The sequence below is a fragment of the Streptomyces sp. JNUCC 64 genome (assembly GCF_054484115.1).
On the sequence record NZ_CM137015.1, the window covers coordinates 2,247,928 to 2,261,206 of the forward strand.

13 protein-coding genes and 1 riboswitch are annotated in these 13,279 nt (G+C 73.6%); of the genes, 9 read left to right on the forward strand and 4 right to left on the reverse strand.

Going from position 1 to position 13,279, the window contains the following annotated elements; translation table 11 throughout:
- Positions 1 to 83: 83 nt before the first annotated feature.
- From ACVWNX_RS08795 to ACVWNX_RS08805, 3 genes are all read right to left on the reverse strand, one after another.
- On the reverse strand, positions 84 to 866 hold the full coding sequence (locus tag ACVWNX_RS08795) for an enhanced serine sensitivity protein SseB C-terminal domain-containing protein (protein ID WP_454413327.1): 783 nt from the start codon (positions 864 to 866) through the stop codon (positions 84 to 86).
- 443 nt (positions 867 to 1,309) lie between these two features.
- Entirely contained in the window at positions 1,310 to 2,125 is an 816-nt protein-coding gene (locus tag ACVWNX_RS08800) for an enhanced serine sensitivity protein SseB (protein WP_454413328.1), read from the reverse strand.
- Positions 2,126 to 2,299: 174 nt separating this feature from the next.
- Positions 2,300 to 3,067, reverse strand: coding sequence for an AAA family ATPase (locus tag ACVWNX_RS08805; RefSeq protein WP_454414681.1), 768 nt, complete (start codon positions 3,065 to 3,067; stop codon positions 2,300 to 2,302).
- Between the two features lie 555 nt (positions 3,068 to 3,622).
- A riboswitch (glycine riboswitch) is annotated at positions 3,623 to 3,716 on the forward strand.
- 178 nt (positions 3,717 to 3,894) lie between these two features.
- Here ACVWNX_RS08805 and gcvT point away from each other — a divergent pair.
- From gcvT to ACVWNX_RS08835, 6 genes are all read left to right on the forward strand, one after another.
- Positions 3,895 to 5,010, forward strand: coding sequence for a glycine cleavage system aminomethyltransferase GcvT (gene gcvT, locus ACVWNX_RS08810; protein ID WP_454413329.1), 1,116 nt, complete (start codon positions 3,895 to 3,897; stop codon positions 5,008 to 5,010).
- A gap of 337 nt (positions 5,011 to 5,347) precedes the next feature.
- Entirely contained in the window at positions 5,348 to 5,728 is a 381-nt protein-coding gene (gene gcvH, locus ACVWNX_RS08815; RefSeq protein WP_454413330.1) for a glycine cleavage system protein GcvH, read from the forward strand.
- A 21-nt stretch (positions 5,729 to 5,749) separates the two neighbouring features.
- Positions 5,750 to 7,018, forward strand: coding sequence for a serine hydroxymethyltransferase (gene glyA, locus ACVWNX_RS08820; protein ID WP_454413331.1), 1,269 nt, complete (start codon positions 5,750 to 5,752; stop codon positions 7,016 to 7,018).
- A 432-nt stretch (positions 7,019 to 7,450) separates the two neighbouring features.
- On the forward strand, positions 7,451 to 8,818 hold the full coding sequence (locus ACVWNX_RS08825; RefSeq protein ID WP_454413332.1) for an L-serine ammonia-lyase: 1,368 nt from the start codon (positions 7,451 to 7,453) through the stop codon (positions 8,816 to 8,818).
- 187 nt (positions 8,819 to 9,005) lie between these two features.
- A complete protein-coding gene (locus ACVWNX_RS08830; RefSeq protein WP_454413333.1) occupies positions 9,006 to 9,278 on the forward strand; it encodes a hypothetical protein in 273 nt (90 codons plus the stop codon).
- On the forward strand, positions 9,275 to 9,667 hold the full coding sequence (locus ACVWNX_RS08835) for a type II toxin-antitoxin system VapC family toxin (RefSeq protein WP_454413334.1): 393 nt from the start codon (positions 9,275 to 9,277) through the stop codon (positions 9,665 to 9,667). Before ACVWNX_RS08830 ends, ACVWNX_RS08835 begins: the two co-directional genes overlap by 4 nt.
- A 65-nt stretch (positions 9,668 to 9,732) precedes the next feature.
- Here ACVWNX_RS08835 and ACVWNX_RS08840 read toward each other — a convergent pair whose 3' ends face one another.
- Positions 9,733 to 10,074: a VOC family protein gene (locus ACVWNX_RS08840; RefSeq protein ID WP_454413335.1), complete on the reverse strand. Its 342-nt coding sequence runs from the start codon at positions 10,072 to 10,074 to the stop codon at positions 9,733 to 9,735.
- 160 nt (positions 10,075 to 10,234) lie between these two features.
- Between ACVWNX_RS08840 and ACVWNX_RS08845 the strand changes: the two genes are divergently transcribed.
- The 3 genes from ACVWNX_RS08845 (at position 10,235) to ACVWNX_RS08855 (ending at position 13,142) form a co-directional block, all read left to right on the forward strand.
- On the forward strand, positions 10,235 to 10,948 hold the full coding sequence (locus ACVWNX_RS08845) for a GNAT family N-acetyltransferase (RefSeq protein WP_454413336.1): 714 nt from the start codon (positions 10,235 to 10,237) through the stop codon (positions 10,946 to 10,948).
- Positions 10,949 to 11,166: 218 nt separating this feature from the next.
- A complete protein-coding gene (locus ACVWNX_RS08850) occupies positions 11,167 to 12,282 on the forward strand; it encodes an Acg family FMN-binding oxidoreductase (RefSeq protein ID WP_454413338.1) in 1,116 nt (371 codons plus the stop codon).
- A 302-nt stretch (positions 12,283 to 12,584) separates the two neighbouring features.
- Entirely contained in the window at positions 12,585 to 13,142 is a 558-nt protein-coding gene (locus tag ACVWNX_RS08855) for a GH25 family lysozyme (RefSeq protein ID WP_454413339.1), read from the forward strand.
- The last annotated feature ends 137 nt before the right edge of the window (positions 13,143 to 13,279 follow it).

The window sequence follows — 13,279 nt, forward strand, 5'->3', positions numbered from 1 at the left end:
CCGCCCAAGGGACGTCAGAGACAAAGGAAACGGGCAACAGGAACACAACACCTGTTGCCCGACAAGGGAGGACGAGTCAATCGCTAGCGCGGCGGGTAACCGTACCCGGCGGTAGGGGCGGCCGGAGCGACGTGCGATTCGCGGTCGTAGAACGGTCGGGCGTTCGCTCTCAGCCACATCGCGACGGGGTCGTACTCGTCGCCCAGGGCCACCGTGGACACCGCGAGCCCCTCGGGCACCGCCCCGATCGACTGCCGCATCATCACCCGCACCGCCTCGACGGCCTCGGGCCCGGCGTCGTACACGTCCAGCCCGATGGCCAGGTAGGGGGCGCCGAGCGCGGGCTGCACCCACCCCCGGTTCAGCGCGCGCACGGCGGGGGTGCGATGGGCGTTCTGTCCGAGGACGGCGTAGAACTGGGGGATCTCGATGGCCGGGTCGGAGATCCGGAGCGGTCCGGCGGGCTGGCGGTCCAGCCCCAGGGCGATCCGGCGGAGATCCAGCCAGGGGATGCCGATCCCGCCGTCCGGAGCGTGCGGGTTGAGCCAGAGGCCGTACCGGTCGGGGTAGAGCGCCCGCGCCACCTCGGTGACGGGCAGCGTCTCGTGGGCGCGGTTCCAGCCGCTCGCGGACAGCTCCTGGGCGGAGGTGACGCAGGGGGCGTAGCCGAGGCCGTCGAGGTCCATGTTGCCGTACTGGGCGTCCGGGGAGCCCGGGGCGCCGTGCCACAGCAGCATCCGGACCCGGCCGCCCTCGGGGTCGGCGAGGGCCTGCAGCAGCGCCTCGTACGCGTCATAGCGCCCGGGGGTCACCTGGCGCAGCATGTGCTCGATCCGCCCGGCCGCAGCCGTGCCCGACGCACTCACCCTTGACCGCCCCTTCGACCCGTCGGAGCAGCGCGACGCGGCTCCGTACCCGATACACCCGCCATGGTCCGGGCGGGCGCCACGGCCCCCGCCCGGACCATGGAACCAGCTTAAGCGCCGCCGCCCGGACGGACTTGACCCGCCGGTCCCAGGTCCGTCACAGCTCACGGAGTCACCCGGACGGACCCGTCCCCGCCCCGCCCCGCGCGCCAGCGGTCCCGGACGGGGGACGGGCGTTCGCTGGTGGCCGGTTCCGCGCGGGGCGGGGCGGTGGGGCGCGGGGCGGCGGACCTGCGCACGGGGCGGACCGGCCTGCGGGGCGTGCGGGGCTGGGAGACCGGCGGGCCGCAGGCGGGGCGGCACGGCGGCGCTGGTCGGCGCGCCGGTCGGGCCGGGCAACCGGGCCGAGGCGTCCGGTCAGGGCACCGGGCCGGGGCGTCCGGTCAGGGCTCGCGGGTGTAGAAGGGCCGCACCCGCTCGCGCATCCAGTCGGCCACCGGGTCCTGGGCCACGTCCAGGAGGACCAGGTTCACGCCCCAGGGGACGGGGACCCGGCCGAGCGCCCGGCCGAGCGCGTCCAGCGGCCGCTCGCGGTTCTCGTCCTCCCAGCGGTCCAGCTCGACCCCGACGAAAAGGGCCGGTTCTCCGCCCTCCACGCTCGCCAGACAGCGGCGGGCGGTGGTGACCGCGGGCACTGCGGCGAACTCGGCGGCGGCGGCGGTGAGGAAGTCGACCGGATCCTCCTTCCAGTCGGGCTGGAAGAGCCGGACCCGCCCGCCGCTGACCGGACCGTCCAGGACGGTGCGGCCCGCGCGGCACAGCTCGGCGACGGCGGCCGGGGGCAGCGGGACGCCCACCGTCCCGTCCGGGTTGAGGACGATGCCCAGTTGCGGGGGGAGTCCCCGGGCGAACTCGACGGCGGGCGCCACCGTGCCGCCCATCCGGTCGCCGACGACCCGCCGGAACTGCTCGGCGGAGGTGAACACCGGGACGTAGCCCTGACCGTCGATCTCCAGGGCGGGCAGGTCCAGCGTGCCGCTGTCGGGACCGCCGCCGTCCGGCAGCGGCACCCACACCCGGCTGCGGCCGAGCACCTCGATGATCCGCCCGGCGGCGGACGGCACCCCCACCGAGGCGGCGAGCGCCTCCTCCAGTTCGTTCACCGGCCAGCCGGTCCCCGCACCGGGGGCGTCCGGGGGGACCGGGGACTCGGGCGCCCCGGAGGGCGCGGGGTGGGGGGCCTGGGCCGGAATCTCCATACGTCAACCACCTGCTCGGTACCGCGCTGCGTCTGCGCAGGCACCTTATGCGAAGCCGACGGGCCCCCGGGCCGCGTTCCCGTGCCCGCACCGGCCGGAGCGGCCCGCCGCAGCGGCCGTGCGGGAAAGTCCCCCGGGAGAAGGGCCGGTGACGGAACGGGCGCCGGACGGCGGCTATCCGTGCGGCGTCCCGTCGCACCGGATGGACCGGAGCGCGTCGGCCGCCGCCCGGTCCAGCAGCACGGCGGAGGCGCAGCCCGGCGGCAGCGTTCCGCGCTCCGCGTCCCGCACCAGCCGTCCGACCGCCCGGTGGTGCCGGGCGAAGGCGTACCGGGAGACCCCCCGGCCCCGCGACCGCTGCCCGTCGAGCGCGGTGTCCGGCGCCACGTCGAGCAGCAGCAGGTGCAGTGCCCGGCCCCGGAGCCGGGCCTCGCGGGCCAGCCAGCGGCGCACCCACGCCTGGGACCCGCAGTCGTGGACGACGACGCTGGCCCCGGAGCGCAACGCCCGGCGCAGCCCGGCGAAGTGGGCGAGCCGCACCAGCGGCCGGTACAGGGCGTAGGGGACCGCCGGGGGCATCCGGGCCGCCCAGCGGTCCCGGGTGTCCTGGGAGTCCACCCGCAGGGTGGCGGGGGGCCGGTCGGGAGCGGGCGGTCCGCCGGGGTCGGGGTCCTCGTCCTCCTCGGCGGCGGCGGACGGCGGGGCGGGGTCGACCGCCCGGGACATCAAGGTGGACTTGCCGCTGCCGGGGAGCCCGGAGACCACCACGAGGTCACCGGCCGCGAACCGGAGGGCGCGCGGCCCCCGGCCCGCCCGCTCCCGCAGGTCCCGCACGATCCTGACGGTCCGGCCCCCGCACGCCTTCCGGGCACGGGCCCCCGGCTGCTCGGGCAGCGCGACGCCCGAAGCGCTCACATACACCCTGGTCCTGTTCACCGTGATCGTCCCCTCCGTCGGTCACGTGAGCCTTCCCCGTCGAGTGTAAAGAGCGGGTAATTTCGGACAACGGCGTTTCCGTACGGATCCCGCCACAGGACCGTCACGGAATCCCGGGCACATGGCGGGCCACGTCCCGGGCCGCGTCCCGGGCACGGGCCGGACCGTCCCCGGACCCGCGTCGGCCGCCCCCGAGCCCGGGCGGGGCGGGAACGGAGGGCCGCACGGGACGGGATCGGAGCGGCCAGCGGGGCGGGAGCGGCGGACCGGAGCGGGGGCGCGACCACCCGGCGGAGGCCGTCGCGGTCCCCGGCCGAACGCCTCCGCACGCCCCGGCGCGCACCCGGGCCCGGCCGCCGCGCCCCACCCCCACGGGAACCCCGTCGGGGTCGCCGCCGGGATCCCGACGGGGGCCTGGATTCCGGGGGCGGCGGGACGCGCCCTCCCGGGTCCGGCGCGCCCCGTCCCCGCCCCGTCCTCCGGATCCGGCGGACTCCGCCCTGCCCACCACGGCGAATGCGTGCAATGATGAGCCCGCCAACCAACTGCATACCGGCCGCTTGAATCCGCGCGGGAGAGCCCCCGGCCACACCGGGGCGCCGAAGGAGCAAGTCCCTCCCTTGAATCTCTCAGGCCCAGATACCGCGCGGGCGAGGCACATCTGAAAAGCGGATCGCGCCGCCGGAGAGCGCGCGGTCCCACCCAAGGTGCAAACCGGGCGAGAGACCCGCCGTCAACGGCGTGGCTCCCGGCGAACCTCTCAGGTCCGATGACAGATGGGGAGGATCACCTCGCCGTCATGCCCTGCCGTCATGCCCTGGGAGCACCCTTCTATGAGCACCGCCCCACGCCGTACCGCGCTCGACGCGCTGCACCGTTCGCTCGGTGCGACCATGACCGACTTCGCGGGCTGGGACATGCCCCTGCGCTACGGCAGCGAGCGCGACGAGCACCAGGCCGTCCGCACCCGCGCCGGGCTCTTCGACCTCTCCCACATGGGGGAGATCACCGTCACCGGACCGGGAGCCGTGCGGCTGCTGGACCACGCGCTGGTCGGCAACATCGGCACGATCGGCGCCGGACGGGCCCGTTACACGATGATCTGCCGCGAGGACGGCGGCATCCTGGACGACCTGATCGTCTACCGCACCGGGGAGACCGAGTACCTGGTCGTCGCCAACGCGGGCAACGCCCAGACCGTCCTCGACGCGCTGCGCGAGCGGGCGGCCGGCTTCGACGCCGAGGTCCGCGACGACCGGGACGCCTACGCGCTGATCGCGGTGCAGGGCCCCGAGTCGCCGGGCATCCTCAAGGCGGTCACGGACGCCGATCTGGACGGTCTGAAGTACTACGCCGGGCTGCCCGGCACGGTCGCGGGCGTCCCCGCGCTGATCGCCCGCACCGGCTACACCGGCGAGGACGGCTTCGAGCTCTTCGTCGCCCCGGAGCACGCCGAGCGGGTGTGGACGGCGCTCACCGAGGCGGGCGCCCCGGTCGGGCTGGTGCCCTGCGGGCTGTCCTGCCGGGACACCCTGCGCCTGGAGGCGGGCATGCCGCTCTACGGGCACGAGCTGACCACCGCGCTGACCCCCTTCGACGCCGGGCTCGGCCGGGTGGTGAAGTTCGAGAAGGAGGGCGACTTCGTCGGCCGGGCCGCGCTGGAGGCCGCCGCCGCCAAGGCCGCCGCCCACCCGCCCCGCAAGCTGGTCGGACTGGTCGCCGAGGGCCGCCGGGTGCCGCGCGCCGGGTTCGCGGTGGTCGCGGACGGCGCGGTGATCGGCGAGGTCACCTCCGGCGCCCCCTCCCCCACCCTCGGCGAGCCGATCGCCATGGCCTACGTGGACGCCGCGCACGCCGAGCCGGGCGCCGTCGGGGTCGGCGTGGACATCCGGGGCACCCACGAGCCGTACCGGGTCGTGGCCCTGCCCTTCTACCGGCGCGCCAAGTAGCCCACCGGGCCGGGCGGGGCCCGCTCGGGGCCACCGCCGGGCAGCGGGCCACCGCCGGACGGACGGTACGGGTCACACCCGGCATCCGCCCGTCCCGGGTCGCCCCGCAGCCCACGGACCTCACAGGACCCATGGACCCGTAGGACCCACGGTCACCTGTGGCTCACGCCCCACGCGCCCCACGGCCCACCCGCACCGCCGCACCACTCCGATCCGCCCACGGACTCCTCGTCCACGGCCGCCGGAGCGCGCGTTCCCCCGCGCGTCCCGCCGTCCGTCTCGCATGCCAAGACGTCCCGTTCCTCAGCACTCCCCCGCGTACAGGAGAATTCCCACCATGAGCAACCCCCAGCAGCTTCGCTACAGCAAGGAGCACGAGTGGCTGTCGGCTCCCGATGGTGACGGCGTCGCCACGGTCGGCATCACCGAGTTCGCCGCCGGCGCGCTCGGCGACGTCGTCTACGCCCAGCTCCCCGAGGTGGGCCAGCAGGTGACCGCGGGCGAGACCTGCGGCGAGCTGGAGTCGACGAAGTCGGTCAGCGACCTGTACTCCCCGGTGAGCGGCGAGGTCACGGAGTCCAACCAGGACGTCGTCGACGACCCGTCCCTGGTGAACTCCGCGCCCTTCGAGGGCGGCTGGCTGTTCAAGGTGCGCGTCACGGGCGAGCCGGACGATCTGCTCTCCGCCGACGACTACACCGCCTTTTCCGCGGGCTGACCCACAACTAGGGATCATCTGATGTCGCTTCTGAACACCCCTCTGCACGAGCTGGACCCGGACGTCGCCGCCGCCGTCGACGCCGAACTGCTCCGCCAGCAGTCGACCCTGGAAATGATCGCGTCGGAGAACTTCGCCCCGGTCGCCGTCATGGAGGCCCAGGGCTCGGTGCTCACCAACAAGTACGCGGAGGGCTACCCGGGCCGCCGCTACTACGGCGGCTGTGAGCACGTCGACGTGATCGAGCAGATCGCCATCGACCGGATCAAGGAGCTGTTCGGCGCCGAGCACGCCAACGTCCAGCCCCACTCCGGTGCCCAGGCCAACGCGGCGGCGATGTTCGCGCTGCTCAAGCCGGGCGACACCATCATGGGTCTGAACCTCGCCCACGGCGGGCACCTGACCCACGGCATGAAGATCAACTTCTCCGGCAAGCTCTACGACGTGGTCGCCTACCACGTGGACGAGACCACCGGCCAGGTGGACATGGCCGAGGTCGAGCGGCTCGCCAAGGAGTCCAAGCCGAAGCTGATCGTCGCGGGCTGGTCCGCCTACCCGCGTCAGCTGGACTTCGCCGCGTTCCGCCGGATCGCGGACGAGGTCGGCGCCTACCTGATGGTCGACATGGCCCACTTCGCGGGTCTCGTCGCGGCCGGGCTGCACCCCAACCCGGTGCCGCACGCCCATGTCGTCACCACCACCACGCACAAGACCCTCGGCGGTCCGCGCGGCGGCGTCATCCTGTCGACCCAGGAGCTGGCGAAGAAGATCAACTCGGCGGTCTTCCCGGGCCAGCAGGGCGGTCCGCTGGAGCACGTGGTCGCCGCGAAGGCCGTCGCCTTCAAGGTCGCCGCGACCGAGGAGTTCCGGGAGCGCCAGCAGCGCACCCTGGACGGCGCGCGCATCCTCGCCGAGCGTCTGGTGCGGGACGACGCCCGCGCCGTCGGGGTGAACGTGCTGTCCGGCGGCACGGACGTGCACCTCGTCCTGGTCGACCTGCGCGACTCCGAGCTGGACGGCCAGCAGGCCGAGGACCGGCTGCACGAGGTCGGGATCACCGTGAACCGCAACGCGGTCCCGAACGACCCGCGCCCCCCGATGGTCACCTCCGGTCTGCGCATCGGCACCCCCGCGCTGGCCACCCGGGGCTTCACCGCGGACGACTTCCGCGAGGTCGCCGACGTGATCGCCGAGGCGCTGAAGCCGTCGTTCGACGAGACGGTCGCCGCCGCGCTGAAGGCCCGGGTCACCGCCCTGGCCGACAAGCACCCGCTGTACCCGGGGCTGTAGTCCCCTCCGGTGCCGCCCCGGCCGCGATCCGGCCGGGGCGGCACCGGCCCATCGGTCCACCGGTCCACCGGCCCGTGCCGGTCGCCCCGGCTGGTCCCGGCCACGACGGGTGACACTTGAAGGAGCGAGCGCCTTCGGGAACGCGGGGCCCGGCCGGGGAAACCCGGACGAGCCCCCCGAGCCCCTCCGAAGTGCTTCCGAAGTGCTTCCGAAGCGACTCGGCTTCGAGGCCGCTCCGAGGGGTCTCGAAGCACTTCGAAACGCCTCGAAGCGCCTTGCAGAAACGATCCTCCCGATCGCACCGACCCCCGGTCGGCCGCCGGTCACCACCGGCCCCGCCCGCCCGACGACCCGCCCGGTCCCACCGGGCCGGCGGGTCCGCACCACCCGGTGGACAACGACGTCCACCGGCCACCAGCTAGGAGTCCTCCCGTGGCCATCTCGGTCTTCGACCTGTTCTCGATCGGCATCGGCCCGTCCAGCTCCCATACGGTCGGCCCCATGCGCGCGGCCCGGATGTTCGCGCGGCGGCTGAAGAACGACGGGCTGCTGGCCCACACCGCCTCCGTGCGCGCCGAGCTGTACGGCTCCCTGGGCGCCACCGGTCACGGCCACGGCACGCCCAAGGCGGTGCTCCTCGGGCTGGAGGGCGAGTCCCCGCGCACGGTGGACGTGGAGCACGCCGACGAACGGGTCGAGCGGATCAAGGCGGAGGGCCGGATCAGTCTGCTGGGCGCCCACGAGATCCCGTTCTCCTTCGACGACGACCTGGTCCTGCACCGTCGCGAGACCCTGCCCTACCACGCCAACGGGATGATCCTGCGCGCCCGTGACGCCGAGGGCCGGGCCGTGCTGGAGAAGACGTACTACTCGGTGGGCGGCGGGTTCGTCGTCGACGAGGACGCGGTCGGCGCGGACCGCATCAAGCTCGACGACACGGTGCTGAAGTACCCGTTCCGGACCGGTGACGAGCTGCTGCGGATGGCCCGTGAGTCCGGTCTGTCGATCTCCTCGATGATGATGGAGAACGAGAAGGCGTGGCGCACCGAGGCGGAGATCCACGACGGGCTGCTGGAGATCTGGCAGGTCATGCGGGCCTGTGTGTCCCGGGGGATGAACCGGGAGGGCATCCTGCCGGGCGGACTCAAGGTCCGCCGCCGGGCACCCGGCGCGGCCCGGCAGCTGCGGGTCGAGGGGAACCCTGCGGCGCACGCGATGGAGTGGGTGACCCTCTACGCGATGGCCGTGAACGAGGAGAACGCGGCGGGCGGGCGGGTCGTCACCGCCCCCACCAACGGCGCGGCCGGGATCATCCCCGCCGTGCTCCACTACTACGTGAACTTCGTGCCCGGCGCGGACGACGAGGGCGTGGTCCGCTTCCTGCTGGCCGCCGGGGCGATCGGGCTGCTGTTCAAGGAGAACGCCTCCATCTCCGGGGCCGAGGTCGGCTGCCAGGGCGAGGTGGGCTCCGCCTGCTCGATGGCGGCGGGCGCCCTGGCCGAGGTGCTGGGCGGCTCCCCCGAGCAGGTCGAGAACGCCGCCGAGATCGGCATGGAGCACAACCTCGGCCTCACCTGCGACCCGGTCGGCGGGCTGGTGCAGATCCCCTGCATCGAGCGCAACGGAATGGCGGGCGTGAAGGCGGTGACCGCCGCGCGGATGGCGATGCGGGGCGACGGCAGCCATCTGGTCTCCCTGGACAAGGTCATCAAGACCATGAAGGAGACCGGCGCCGACATGAGCGTCAAGTACAAGGAGACGGCTCGGGGCGGGCTCGCGGTGAACATCATCGAGTGCTGAGGCGCCGTCCCGGTCGGCCCTGAGCAGCGCTTCGGCATTCCGTCGTCGCTGAGGCTCGCCGTACCCAAGCGGCAAAAGCTCCCGGAGCCCTTCGGGATAGACACAGACCCGAGGGAGCCCTCCCTCGGGCAGAACAGACCGAACAATCACCTCACCCAATAACAAGAGTCTTGTTAAAATGGACTCCATGGATACTTCCTCAGCGCCTGGCGAAGGACCCGTCCGGCCCGTTTCGGTCTCGCTCCACGAAGGCACCATCGCCGCCCTCAAGGCACGCACAGGCAAACGAGGCATGTCCGCCTATGTCGAGTCCCTCATCCAGCGCCAACTGGAACGGGATCGACTGCGTGAGCTCATCGAGGACGCGGAAGCCGAGCACGGCCCGGTCGCCCAGTCAGCCGTCGACGCCAAATGTGCGATCCTCCTAGGCGAGACAGCCGACTCGGCGGACGCCGCGTGACCGGAACGCTCGTCCTGGACTGCGAAGGTCTGTCCGGACTGGTACGCCGCACACCTGAGATCACCGAGTGGCTGACGGCCGCAGAAGCCATGGACATTCGCGTCGTCACCAGTTCCGTCACCCTCGTCGAAGCGCGCGACCCCAAGGTCAACCAGGCCCGTTTCGACTACGCAGTGTCCCGCGTGAACATCGTCCCGCCCAATGAAGCCATCGCCCGCCAGGCGAGCAAGCTCCTGGCCGCAGCCGGACTACATGGTCACAAGTACGCCCTTGACGCCATCGTCGCCGCCACCGCCCTCTCCTCGCCCGCCCCGGTGACCGTCCTGACCTCGGACCCCGAAGACCTCCTCATGCTCTGCGGCCCCGGCGTCCGCGTCATGAAGGTCTGACCCGCGAGACCACGTCGTGGCCCAACCCGCCCGGGGCGGGGCCCCGGTCACGGTCACGGTCGCGGTCAGAGCGGGGCGCCGCCGAATCCGATCCGGTTGCCGTCCGGGTCGCGGTAGGTCACCTTGCGCACGCCGTTGGCGTAGGTCTCGCGGGTCCGGGGTTCCAGGCCCCGGTCGGCGATCCCGGCGACCCGGGCGTCGAGGTCGTCGACGAAGACCGTGTGCGAGGCGTTCCCGGCCCGTTCGGGATGGTGCTCGACGTACACGTACCGGTGCTCCGCCAGCTCCCACACCGCCTCCGTGTCGTTCGGGACGAACGCGGGAGGGGCGCCGAGCAGCCGTTCGTACCAGGCCAGTGCCGCCGGGTAGTCGGTGACGGGGATGCCCGCGAAGAGGTCCAGGGCCATGTCCTCCATCGTAGGGGCGCCCGGCCCCCGAGGGCCCGGGGGAAGCCGGGCGCCGGACGGGCCGGGGCCGGGGGCAGTTCGACGGCCAGCGGGACCCCCTATTCATTTACTACTGGGGTGCACTGGTGGTGCACCCCAGTAGGCCGTACCATACGGCGGCATGAATCCCTCCCCTTCCGAGCCCCTCCCGCCCCACTCCCCGGCGGCCGGACCCGTCCCGTCCTTCCCCGCCACGGCCGGGCCCGTCCCGCCCCTCCCCGCCACGGCCGGGCGCGGCGCCCCGGTCGCCCTGAACGGCTCCGCCTCCGCGCACGCGGTCCGCACCGTGCTGACCGCCGCCTTCGCCCACGAGCCCGCGACCCGCTGGATCTGCGGCGGGTCCACCGGGGTCCGGGACCGCTGGTTCGCCGCGACCCTGGCCGCCCACGACACCCTCCCCGGCGCGCTCCGGCTCACCCTCGACCGGGGGGCGGAGCCGGTCGCGGCGGCCGTGCTGACGCCACCGGACGGCTCGCCGCCGGGACGGGCCCGGGCGGCGTGGGCGGCCCGTGCCGCGCTGGGCTGCGGTCCCGCCGCCCTGGTCCGGACCCTGCGCTACCTGGACGCCGCCGAGGCCGCCGTGCCGCCCGGGGCCTGGACCCTGGAGTTCCTCGGCGTCGTCCCGGAGCAGCGCGGACGGGGTATGGCCCGCCGTCTCCTCGACCACGTCCTGGCCACCCTGCCCGCACCCGCCGGGGTCTTCCTGACCACCGCGGACCCGGACAACAGGGCGCTGTACCGGCGCTTCGGCTTCACCACCGTGCGACGGCTGCCCGTGGGCCCGCTCACCACCACCGCCATGTGGCACCCCGGGGGCACCACCCCCGGACCGTGACGCCACCCCGGCACCGCCGACCGCCGCGCACCACCCCCGACCGGCTTTGACCTCCCTTTACCCGACCGGGGGTTTATCCGGGCACGGGACCTTCGCCCCCTCGCGGTCCGTCCGGGGAGCCGGGAACCTGGAGGAGGGAGGGGCCGGTGCCACGGGCTCCGGAAGTCCCTGACCGAGAGCCCGCAGACCGGGTGATCCCCGAGGAGGCCGCGGTAACGGTGAAGACGCACGCCGCACCAGAGACAGACGTTCCTTCCGCCCCGGCGGACCCCACACCGGACGCGATCGCCTCCCTGGTCGCCGACGCGATCACGGCACCCTCCCTGCACAACGCCCAGCCCTGGCTGTTCCGTTACGACCGGGACCGGGGCGTGATCCAGGTACGGGCGGACCCCGGCCGCCGGATCGAGCTGTCCGACCCCGAGGGCCGCGCCACCCATCTGGGGTGCGCCGCCGCGCTGTTCAACCTCCGGGTGGCGGCGGCCCACGCCGGATGGAAACCGGTGACCCGGCTGCTCCCGGACCGCGCCGACCCCTACGCCCTCGCGGAGCTCACCCTGGACGGCGGGCGGGCCCTGTACGACGCGACCCGCGAGCCGTACCACAAGACCACGGCCACCTACCGGCGGTCCGGCCAGCCCTACGACGGCACCGCCGACGCCTACGACGAACTGGCCGACCTCCACCCCGCGCTGCGCCGGCGGCGGACCACCCGGACGCCCTTCAGCGACGAGCCGATCGACGCGCAACTGCTGGACACCCTGCGCCGGGCCGCGCTGCTGGAGGGCGCCCGGCTGGCGTTCCCCGACGAGTTCCACCGGGAGACGGTGCTGGAACTGGGCCGCGAGGCCGAGCGGCGGACGCTCTCCGACGCGGCGCTGCACGCGGAGCTGGCCGCCTGGACCGGGGACACCCGCGCCGCGGACGGCGTCCCGGCCGCCGCCTTCGGCCCCCGGTCGCGCACCGGGTACGCCCCGGTGCGGGACTTCGGGGCGGGCCGGACCGGACCGCCCCCCACCGCGGACTTCGAGCACACGCCCCAGCTCGCGCTGCTCGGCACCCACGGGGACTCCCCCTCCGACTGGCTGCACGCGGGGCAGGCCCTGGAACGGGTGCTCCTGGAGGCCACCCTGGACGGACTCGTCACCTCCCTCGCCTCCGAGGCCCTGGAGTGGGACGAACTGCGCTGGGCGGTGCGCGATCCGCTCTCCGCGATGAGCCACGTCCAGATGGTGATCCGGTTCGGCTACGGGGAGCCGGGGCCGGGAGCACCCCGGCGGCCCGTCTCGGAGGTGCTGACCTTCACGGGCTCCGGGACCGGGACCGGCGGCTGAACCCGGGCGGGACGACGACCGGAGCCCGCCGCCACCATCCCCTCCGCGACCCTGACAGCGTGTCAACCATGGTGCGCCGTCAGGGTTTCGGTGTGCCGTGCGGGAGGCTGCGGCCCCGGGCGCGCCGTTTCGGGAGCGAGATCGCCGAAGGGGTGGGTTACTACAAAAGCCGTGAATGCCATCCCTTCCGGTAAATTCACCGTTTCGAGTGGCCCGGACGGCGACCGCCCGTGCACGGTACACAGGACGGGCACGCTGGAAGCCGGGCCGGCCCGAACGACCCCGGTCCGGGAAGGACGAACATGATCCGCGGCATCGACGTGAGTGCCTATCAGTCGTCGTTCGACACCGACGGACTGACCTTCGTCATCGTGAAGGCGACCGAGGGCCGTTCGTACATCAACCCCCGGCAGTACGCACAGGCCAAACAGGCCCGCGACGCGGGCTGTGTGGTGGGCTTCTACCACTTCCTGTGGCCCGGGAACATCAAGGCGCAGGCCGCGTACTTCGTGGAGGAGTGCGCCTCCCGGGGCACCGATCTGCTCGCCGCCGACTGGGAGTGGACCAGCGAGAACACCCGGGCCAGCAACGCCGAGAAGGACGCCTTCATCAAGGAGGTGAAGCGGCTGCGCCCCACCCACCGGGTGCTGCTCTACTGCAACCGCGACTTCTGGCTCAACCACGACGACACCTCGTACGCCGGGGACGGACTCTGGATCGCGGACTACACCAACGTCCCCGGCACCCCCCGCATCAAGGCCGACTGGAAGATCCATCAGTACACCGACGACCCCATCGACAAGAACGTCGGCGACTTCACCTCGGAGGCCGCGTTCCGGCGCTGGGTGAACGACGTGTGAGGAACCGTCCGGCACGTCCGCCCGCCGGGTCCCCGGCGACCCGGCGGACGGCCCCGTCCGCCGGTGGCGCGGCGCCTCGCACCGTCGCGCCACCGGCGGCCCCCGGCCGGACGCCGGCCTCCCCGGGTGAACGACGG

Coding starts and splice junctions, on each gene's coding strand:
- glyA (WP_454413331.1), top strand. CDS start 5,750: ATGTCGCTTCTGAACACCCCTCTGCACGAGCTGGACCCGGACGTCGCC.
- ACVWNX_RS08845 (WP_454413336.1), top strand. CDS start 10,235: ATGAATCCCTCCCCTTCCGAGCCCCTCCCGCCCCACTCCCCGGCGGCC.
- gcvH (WP_454413330.1), top strand. CDS start 5,348: ATGAGCAACCCCCAGCAGCTTCGCTACAGCAAGGAGCACGAGTGGCTG.
- ACVWNX_RS08855 (WP_454413339.1), top strand. CDS start 12,585: ATGATCCGCGGCATCGACGTGAGTGCCTATCAGTCGTCGTTCGACACC.
- gcvT (WP_454413329.1), top strand. CDS start 3,895: ATGAGCACCGCCCCACGCCGTACCGCGCTCGACGCGCTGCACCGTTCG.
- ACVWNX_RS08840 (WP_454413335.1), bottom strand. CDS start 10,074: ATGGCCCTGGACCTCTTCGCGGGCATCCCCGTCACCGACTACCCGGCG.
- ACVWNX_RS08830 (WP_454413333.1), top strand. CDS start 9,006: ATGGATACTTCCTCAGCGCCTGGCGAAGGACCCGTCCGGCCCGTTTCG.
- ACVWNX_RS08800 (WP_454413328.1), bottom strand. CDS start 2,125: ATGGAGATTCCGGCCCAGGCCCCCCACCCCGCGCCCTCCGGGGCGCCC.